General features: G+C 73.2%; 8 protein-coding genes. 7 read left to right on the top strand and 1 reads right to left on the bottom strand.

Translation table 11 applies throughout. The annotated features are described in order from the left end of the window. The 5 genes from rho to ABD823_RS02115 form a co-directional block, all read left to right on the top strand. Positions 1-1,370 (top strand): transcription termination factor Rho (rho, locus tag ABD823_RS02135; RefSeq protein WP_344855263.1); only part of this gene is annotated, 1,370 nt, incomplete at its 5' end. A gap of 370 nt (positions 1,371-1,740) precedes the next feature. After that, a complete protein-coding gene (gene rpmE / locus ABD823_RS02130; protein ID WP_344855261.1) occupies positions 1,741-1,959 on the top strand; it encodes a 50S ribosomal protein L31 in 219 nt (72 codons plus the stop codon). Positions 1,960-2,074: 115 nt separating this feature from the next. After that, positions 2,075-3,127 carry a peptide chain release factor 1 gene (prfA, locus tag ABD823_RS02125; protein ID WP_344855259.1) on the top strand — a complete coding sequence of 351 codons (1,053 nt, stop codon included), beginning with the start codon at positions 2,075-2,077 and terminating at the stop codon, positions 3,125-3,127. Positions 3,128-3,135: 8 nt separating this feature from the next. Next, positions 3,136-3,990 carry a peptide chain release factor N(5)-glutamine methyltransferase gene (gene prmC / locus ABD823_RS02120; protein ID WP_344855256.1) on the top strand — a complete coding sequence of 285 codons (855 nt, stop codon included), beginning with the start codon at positions 3,136-3,138 and terminating at the stop codon, positions 3,988-3,990. 11 nt (positions 3,991-4,001) lie between these two features. Further along, positions 4,002-4,673, top strand: a complete 672-nt coding sequence (locus ABD823_RS02115) for an L-threonylcarbamoyladenylate synthase (RefSeq protein ID WP_344855254.1) — start codon at positions 4,002-4,004, stop codon at positions 4,671-4,673. A 79-nt stretch (positions 4,674-4,752) separates the two neighbouring features. Here the strand turns inward: ABD823_RS02115 and ABD823_RS02110 are convergent, their stop codons facing one another. Next, the gene (locus ABD823_RS02110; RefSeq protein ID WP_344855252.1) at positions 4,753-5,778 is read right to left on the bottom strand and encodes an LCP family protein; all 1,026 of its coding nucleotides are present in this window, start codon (positions 5,776-5,778) and stop codon (positions 4,753-4,755) included. A 190-nt stretch (positions 5,779-5,968) separates the two neighbouring features. On the opposite strand from ABD823_RS02110, the gene ABD823_RS02105 reads away from it, so the two are divergent. Together ABD823_RS02105 and ABD823_RS02100 are read left to right on the top strand one after the other, a co-directional pair. After that, entirely contained in the window at positions 5,969-7,732 is a 1,764-nt protein-coding gene (locus ABD823_RS02105; RefSeq protein ID WP_344855250.1) for a hypothetical protein, read from the top strand. Between the two features lie 46 nt (positions 7,733-7,778). Continuing rightward, positions 7,779-8,159: a hypothetical protein gene (locus tag ABD823_RS02100; RefSeq protein ID WP_344855248.1), complete on the top strand. Its 381-nt coding sequence runs from the start codon at positions 7,779-7,781 to the stop codon at positions 8,157-8,159. Positions 8,160-8,359: the final 200 nt, after the last annotated feature.

Raw genomic sequence — 8,359 nt, 5'->3', positions numbered from 1 at the left:
GCGAGGGCCGCCGCGAGCGGGGCGAGCGCGGCGAGGGCGGCGCCGAGCAGCGGGCCGCCGAGGCCGGACAGGGCCGCGCCGAACAGCAGGGTCGCGGCCAGCAGGGCCGCGCCGAGCAGCAGCACGGCGCCGAGCAGGACGACGAGCGCCGCGGCCGGCGCGGCCGCTTCCGGGAGCGCAACCGCCGCGGGCGCGACCGCTTCGAGGGCGGCGAGCCCGTGGTCGGCGAGGACGACGTCCTGATCCCCATCGCCGGCATCCTGGACATCCTCGACAACTACGCGTTCGTGCGCACCAGCGGCTACCTGCCCGGCGCCAACGACGTCTACGTCTCCCTGGCCCAGATCCGCCGCAACGGCCTGCGCAAGGGCGACGTCGTCACCGGCGCGGTCCGCCAGCCGCGCGAGGGCGAGCGGCGCGAGAAGTTCAACGCGCTCGTCCGCCTCGACACGGTCAACGGCATGGACCCGGAGCAGGCCCGCCAGCGGCCCGACTTCAACAAGCTCACGCCGCTGTACCCGCAGGAGCGCCTGCGCCTGGAGAGCGAGCCGAACGTCCTGACGACCCGGATCATCGACCTGGTCTCCCCGATCGGCAAGGGCCAGCGCGGCCTCATCGTCTCCCCGCCCAAGGCCGGAAAGACGATGGTGCTCCAGGCGATCGCCAACGCGATCACCCGGAACAACCCCGAGTGCCACCTGATGGTCGTCCTCGTCGACGAGCGTCCGGAGGAGGTCACCGACATGCAGCGGTCGGTGAAGGGCGAGGTCATCCACTCGACCTTCGACCGCCCGGCCGAGGACCACACCACGGTCGCCGAGCTCGCCATCGAGCGCGCCAAGCGGCTGGTGGAGCTGGGCCACGACGTCGTCGTGCTGCTCGACTCGATCACCCGTCTGGGCCGGGCCTACAACCTCGCGGCCCCGGCCTCGGGAAGGATCCTGTCCGGCGGTGTCGACTCCACCGCGCTCTACCCGCCGAAGCGCTTCTTCGGCGCCGCCCGCAACATCGAGAACGGCGGCTCGCTGACGATCCTCGCCACGGCGCTGGTGGAGACCGGCTCGAAGATGGACGAGGTCATCTTCGAGGAGTTCAAGGGCACCGGCAACATGGAGCTCAAGCTCAACCGCTCCCTCGCCGACAAGCGGATCTTCCCCGCGGTGGACGTCGACGCGTCCGGCACCCGCAAGGAGGAGATCCTCATGTCGAAGGACGAGCTGAACATCGTCTGGAAGCTGCGGCGGGTGCTGCACGCCCTGGACATGCAGCAGGCTCTGGAGCTCCTCCTGGAGAAGATGAAGGAGACCAAGTCCAACGCGGAGTTCCTGCTCCAGGTGCAGAAGACGACCGTCAGCTCCGACCGCGACTGACGGCCCGCGGCGGCCGTACGGACGGTACGGCCGCGCGGAGGAGTCCCGCAGGACGCCCCGGACCCCGGCAGCGGGGGCCGGGGCGTCCCGCCGTCCCGGGCCCGTCCCGCGGGCGTCCCGTGGCCCCGTGGCCCCGTGGCCCCGGGACCCCCGCACGGCGCCCGCGTCCCCGTCCGGGGCCGCCGTCCCGCGCGCTCCCGTGCCGGGCGGCGGGAATGTCCGGTGGCCTGGGATGGTTGAAGGATCTGGCACACTGGTAGCCGAACCGCAGCGGTTCCGGTTCCCGCCTGCTCGCATCACAGTGTGGCCCGCCCGCGCCCGCGAGGCGGCCCCGGCGACCCGGCGACCGCGCCCTGGAGAGGACACAGCAATGAAGCCCGACATCCACCCGGAGTACGTCACCACTCAGGTGACCTGCACCTGCGGCAACTCCTTCACCACCCGCAGCACCGCCAAGAACGGCGCGATCCACGCCGACGTGTGCTCGGCCTGCCACCCGTTCTACACGGGCAAGCAGAAGATCCTGGACACCGGCGGCCGGGTCGCGCGCTTCGAGAAGCGCTTCGGCAAGAGGGCCGCGGGCAAGTAGCCCACCTCCCGCACGCCGGCTCGGAACCGCTCCCCGCCCTCGGGGAGCGCGCCCGGGTCGGCGTTCGTGGTGAAGAGGCAGGCTTCCAGGCTTCCGACGACGAGAAGGACGTACGGTGAACCTCGACGAGCTGCTCAGTGAGTACGCCGAGCTGGAACTCAAGCTCGCCGACCCCACCGTGCACGCCAACCCGACGCAGGCGCGCACGTTCGGCAGGCGCTATGCCGAGCTGACCCCGGTCATCGCCACCTACCGGGAGCTCGAGGGCGCCCGGAGCGACCTGGCCACCGCCAAGGAACTGGCGCCGGAGGACGAGTCCTTCGCCGAGGAGGCCAAGGAGCTCGAGGCGAGGATCCCCGAGCTGGAGGAGAAGCTCCGCCACCTGCTCATCCCGCGCGATCCCAACGATGACAAGGACATCATCATGGAGATCAAGGCGGGCGAGGGCGGCGAGGAGTCGGCGCTGTTCGCCGGCGACCTCCTGCGGATGTACCTCCGCTACGCCGAACGGGTCGGCTGGAAGACCGAGATCATCGACGCCACCCCCTCCGACCTGGGCGGCTACAAGGACGTCACGGTCGCGGTGAAGGCCAGGGGCGACGACGGCGTGTGGTCGAAGCTCAAGTTCGAGGGCGGCGTGCACCGCGTGCAGCGTGTGCCGGTCACCGAGTCGCAGGGCCGCATCCACACCAGCGCCGCGGGCGTCCTGGTCTACCCGGAGGCCGAGGAGGTCGACGTCCAGATCGACCCCAACGACCTGCGCATCGACGTCTACCGCTCCAGCGGCCCCGGCGGCCAGAGCGTCAACACCACCGACTCCGCGGTGCGCATCACCCACCTGCCGACCGGCGTGGTCGTCTCCTGCCAGAACGAGAAGAGCCAGCTCCAGAACAAGGAGTCGGCCCTGCGCATCCTGCGGGCGCGCCTGCAGGCCCTGGCGGAGGAGGAGGCCAACGCCGCGGCGATGGCCGAGCGCAAGTCCCAGATCCGCACGGTCGACCGCTCCGAGCGCATCCGCACCTACAACTTCCCGGAGAACCGCATCTCCGACCACCGCACCGGGTTCAAGGCCTACAACCTCGACCAGGTGCTGGACGGGGACCTGTCGGCCGTCATCCAGTCCCTGCTCGACGCCGAGATGGCGGAGAAGCTCGCCGCCCACGCCTAGAACCTGCCATGACCTTCCTCCTGGACGAGATCGCCCTCGCCACCGCCCGGCTCGCCGAGGCAGGTGTGCCGTCGCCGCGCACCGACGCCGAGGAGATCGCCGCCCACGTCCACGGGGTACGGCGCAGCGAGCTGCACACCGTGGCCGACGCGGACTTCGACGCGCTGTTCTGGGAGGGCGTCGCCCGGCGCGAGGCCCGCGAGCCGCTGCAGCACATCACCGGGCGCGCCTACTTCCGCTACCTGTCCCTGGAGGTCGGTCCGGGCGTCTTCGTGCCCCGCCCGGAGACCGAGGTGATGACCGGCTGGGCGATCGAGCGGCTGCACGAGATGGACGTCGCCGCGCCGGTCGTCGTGGACCTCGGCACGGGGTCCGGCGCGATCGCGCTCTCCATCGCGCAGGAGGTCGCGCTGGCCACGGTGCACGCGGTCGAGGTCGACCCGGACGCCTACCGGTGGGCCAAGCGCAACATCCTGGAGCAGGGCCAGGGCCGCGTCCACCTGCACCCGGAGGACCTGGCCGACGCCCTTCCCGAGCTGGACGGGCAGGTGGACCTGGTGGTCTCCAACCCGCCCTACATCCCGCCGGGCGCGATCCCCCGCGACCCCGAGGTGCGCGACTACGACCCGTACCGCGCGCTGTACGGCTCCGGCGACGACGGCCTCGACGAGGTCAGGGCGGTGGAGCGGACCGCGCGCCGGCTGCTGCGGCCCGGCGGGTTCGTCGCGGTGGAGCACGCCGACGAGCAGGGCACCCCGGTCTTCCTGATCTTCTCCGAGGAGAACGGCTGGCGCGACGTGCGCAACCGCCAGGACCTCACCCGAAGGGACCGCTTCGTCACCGCTCGTTTCGGTCAGGAATAGGATGGACCGCCGTGAGCAGACGCTATGACTGCACCGACGCCGAGCAGCGGGCCGCGGGCCTGACCGACGCGGCGTCGGCCGTACGGCGGGGCGAGCTGGTGGTGATCCCCACGGACACCGTCTACGGCATCGGCGCCGACGCCTTCACCCCGTCCGCGGTGAGCCTGCTGCTGGAGGCCAAGGGGCGCGGCCGCGAGATGCCGGTGCCCGTCCTCGTCGGGACCGTGCGGGCGGCGAACGCGCTGGTGGAGAACCTCGGGCCGTACGGCCAGGACCTCGTGGACTCCTTCTGGCCGGGTCCGCTCACCCTGATCTGCCGGGTGAACCGGTCCCTGTCGTGGGATCTGGGCGAGACCAAGGGCACCGTCGCGCTGCGCATGCCGCTGCACGCGGTCACCCTCGACCTGCTCAAGGACACCGGCCCGATGGCGGTCTCCAGCGCCAACCGCTCCGGGTCGCCGGCCGCGACCACGGCGGAGGAGGCCGAGAAGCAGCTGGGCGAGGCGGTCTCGGTCTACCTCGACGGCGGGCCCTGCGCGGACGCGGTGCCGTCCACGATCCTCGACCTGACCACGGCCGTGCCCCGGCTGCTGCGCCGCGGGGCCGTGCCGGTGGAGAAGCTGCGCGAGGTGATCGGCTACGTGGCGACCGACGCCGACCCGGAAACCGGCACCGGGTCCTGAGCGCCGGATCCCTGCGAGGGCGGGGCGCCGGCCGGCGGGGGCGTCCGGCAGGTCCGGCCGCCGCGCCCGGGCGGCGTGATCACCGCACCGTGTCCACGGCGTTGCCGCTGTCGTGCTCCTTGACGTAGTCGTCGACGCGGTCGTCCTGGACCGCCGCGCTGAGGGCGCGGACCTCCGGCAGGTCCAGCAGCACGACGCTCTGGCCGCTCCTGGTGCCGGTGCGCTCCACCGGCATCGTGACGTAGTCGAGGGAGTCGACGCCGGCCAGGTCGATCATCCGTGACCTGAGCATCCCCGTGGTGACCTTCGCGTCCACGCTGAACGACCTGGTCAGGGCGCGGAGCAGGTTGTTGACCTTGACGGGGTTGGTCAGCGTCTCGGCGCTGAGGACCTTGTCGGCGACGGAGTTCAGCAGCGCCTGCTGGCGCTTGATCCGGTCGAGGTCCCCGCCGGGGAGGCCGGCCCGCTGCCGGACGAAGAGCAGCGCCTGCTCGCCGTCGAGATGCCTGCGGCCGGCCTGCCAGGTGACCTTGCGGTAGGGGTCGTGGACCGTCTCGGCGATGTCGACGTCGACCCCGCCGATCGCGTCGACGGCGGAGGCGAAGCCCTGGAAGTCGATCGCGGCGTAGTGGTCGATCCGGACGCCGGTGAGCTTCTCGACCGTCCTGATCAGCAGGGCGGGACCGCCCCAGGAGAAGGCGGCGTTGATCTTCGCCTTGCCCTTTCCCGGGACGGTGACCCAGGAGTCCCGGGGGATGGAGATCACGCAGACGCGGTTGCGGCCCTCGGAGAGGTGGATCAGCATGATCGTGTCGGTGCGCTGCTGCCCCGGCCGCCAGAGCTCCCCCTGCGCGTCCTCGCCGGTCGTCGCCTCCTCGGAGCGGCTGTCGGTCCCGACGAGCAGCCAGTTCTCCCCGACGCCGGGCTCCGGCGGGGGCCGGTCGTCCTCGGTGGCGGGCAGCGCGTCGGGGAGGCGGACGATGTCGCCGTCCAGGCTGGTCTGGAACATGTAGAGCGCTCCGGCGCCGCAGGCGCCCACCAGGATCCCGACGGCGGCGGTTATCAGCAGCAGTCGGAGCGCGCGACGCATCGAGCTGACCCCCATCGAGTCCGGTATATGAGCAGATTGCCGGGCAATCTGCAGACACCTTACGGCGTACGGGTCCCGCCCGGCACCACCGGTGGACCGGGCGCGGAGGCGGTGGCCCGTGATCGATACCGGCTGGTTATCACCGTGACGCCGGAGCCTCTCCCCGGTACGGTGAATGCGGCCGCCAACTCCCCGGGAGACGCCCATGGGCAAGTTCGACGGAATGGACCCAGAGCTGGTCCGAGGCCTGCTGGCCGAGGTGAAGCAGGCCGCCGAGCAGATGCGGACGGCCGAGGGACGGGTCACCCGGCTGATGAGCGCGGCCGGCCTGTCCTCCCAGTCCGCCCACCGCCCCGTCCGGATCGCCGACGAGTGCGACACCATGGTCAAGGACGTCTCCGCCCGGGTGGCCCTGCTGGAGAAGAGGATCGAGCGCGACGCGACGCCCGCTCCGGGTGCGAAGCCCGCCGGGCCGCAGGAGGGGACGTCCGCGAAGGACGCGCCCGGAGCCGGGACGCCGAAGGGCGAGGAGGCGCCGAAGGGCGAGGAGAAGGCGGACGACCGCAGGAACGGGACGTCCGCGGGGGAGGACCGGAAGGCGGACGCCCCCGAAAAGGACGACCGGAAGGAGCCGGACGCCCCGGGGAAGGACGACCGGAAGGAGCCGGACGCCCCCGGAAGGGACGCTCCGAAGGAGGCGGACGACCGCAAGCCGGACGCCCCCGGGAAGGAGGCGTCGAAGGACCCCGAGGACCGGGAGGTCCGGACGCCTCGGCCCGAGACCCCGCAGGGCACGGGGGACCGTGCACCGGACGGTTCCGGGAAGGACGCAGGGGACCGTGAGGCGGGGACGCCCCGGGCCGAGGACCTGAAGCCCGCCGTACCCGAGAACGGCGGCCCGCGGGACGGCGAGCGCTCCGGGGCGGACCCGTCCCCGGCCCCCCGGGACGGCGCGGGGCGCGACGCCACCGGACGGGAGGACGGCGCCGGCGGGGTCCGGACCGAGGGCCCCACGCGCGACGCACCGGGAACGGCACAGGACACGGGCCGGGACACGGCACAGGACACGGGCCGGGACACGGCACAGGACACGGGCCGGGACACGGGGTCCGAGCGCAAGCCGGAGGCGGACTCCAAGGGCGACGACCGGTCCCCGCGGGGCGGCGACGCCGCGCCGGACGGGAACCGGGCCCCGGAGGCGGTGCCGGACACGCGGGGGAAGGACCACCCCGACGACATCGACCGGGACGGCGGGATCGAACCGCGGGTCGTCGAGGTGGACGGGGTGAAGGTGCTGCAGATCCCGCTCGACCCGCCGTCCGCCGAGCGGATCGAGGCGCTGCTGGAGGACATCGGGGAGATCCCGCCGGTGGACATGCCGGCCGTCGACGGGGTCTCCCACGGCGCCGACACGCGCCCCGGCCAGGTCGAGCCCAACGAGCCGCTGCCGTCGGCCCGGCCCGACGGGCCTCTCCTCGACACCGCCGAGCCCGCCGACGACCAGACCGTCCAGCCGCCGGGCACGGGCGGCGACCCGGAGGGGAGGTCCACCGGGGCGCCGGACGCCTCCAGCGGGTCGCGCGGCCAGGATCCGCCGGGCGGCCCCGACGAGCGGAGCCGGTCCGGCGGGACGGACGGCTCCGGCACGGCGGGCAACCCCGACAGGACGGAGGGATCCGGCGGGACGTCGGACGCTCCGGCCGGGGGATCCGCGCCGCGCTGGACGAGCGAGGGTGACGTGATCTCGGTCCGGGTCGAGCTGCCCGACCTGGAGGCGATCAGGACGCTCGCCGAGAACGCGCGTGCCGTCGAGCCGCTGGAGATGCCCGGCGTGCAGGTCCCCGAAGGGGAGACGTGGGGCGAGGGCGCCTGGGCGCCCATGGACGTCGGGCCCGACGGTCCCGCCGGAGAGCTGGACCCCGCGGACCCGCGCCGGCCCGTCCCCCCGCCGGGCGGGAAGCAGGCGTGACCAGGCGGACAGTCCCCGTGGAGACCCGGTCGTAAGGAGGCGCCGAATGTACGCAGACCCGCCCGCCCCCGTGCCGCTCCAGCCGGGGGAGACCCCGCCGACGGCGGGCGGCCCCGGCGTGCCCACCCCGGACACCGCCACGGCCTGGGAGTTCAACCCCGACTACCAGCGGCTCGTGGTGCTGTGGAACGAGGTGATGCCCCAGCTGGAGGCGCTGACCTCCGCGCTCGACAAGGCGTACCAGATGAGCAGGAGCCGCGACGTCTGGGACGCCCCCGTCGGGGAGCGCTACGTGAAGGACCTGGCGGAGTGGCGGGCCCGCCTCCGCCAGTACCGCCAGGCGATCCTCACCTCGATCAGCGACCAGGCCGCCGACACACCCCGCTGGGTGCCGGTCAGCGCCGGGGCCCCGCATGCCTTCTCCTGACACTCCACCCTCCTGACGTGGGGGAACGAGGACCGTCCGCTTACAGTGGAGTGAGCCGCCGCCTTTCCGGCCGGGCCCCGCCCCGCGGGCACGCTTCACGGCGGTCACGTCCGGGAAGGGGACGGGGAGCACGGCGACCGGGCGGCGGCGCGCAGCGCCGCGGCCGGCAGGGGGAGCCGCCGGTCGCCGGCACCCGAGCC

This window comes from Planomonospora alba, assembly GCF_039534085.1.
Taxonomy (GTDB): Bacteria; Actinomycetota; Actinomycetes; order Streptosporangiales; family Streptosporangiaceae; genus Planomonospora_B; species Planomonospora_B alba.
This window is presented reverse-complemented; position numbering and strand designations above follow the sequence as displayed.

Coding starts and splice junctions, on each gene's coding strand:
- rpmE (WP_344855261.1), top strand. CDS start 1,741: ATGAAGCCCGACATCCACCCGGAGTACGTCACCACTCAGGTGACCTGC.
- prmC (WP_344855256.1), top strand. CDS start 3,136: ATGACCTTCCTCCTGGACGAGATCGCCCTCGCCACCGCCCGGCTCGCC.
- ABD823_RS02110 (WP_344855252.1), bottom strand. CDS start 5,778: ATGGGGGTCAGCTCGATGCGTCGCGCGCTCCGACTGCTGCTGATAACC.
- ABD823_RS02105 (WP_344855250.1), top strand. CDS start 5,969: ATGGGCAAGTTCGACGGAATGGACCCAGAGCTGGTCCGAGGCCTGCTG.
- ABD823_RS02100 (WP_344855248.1), top strand. CDS start 7,779: ATGTACGCAGACCCGCCCGCCCCCGTGCCGCTCCAGCCGGGGGAGACC.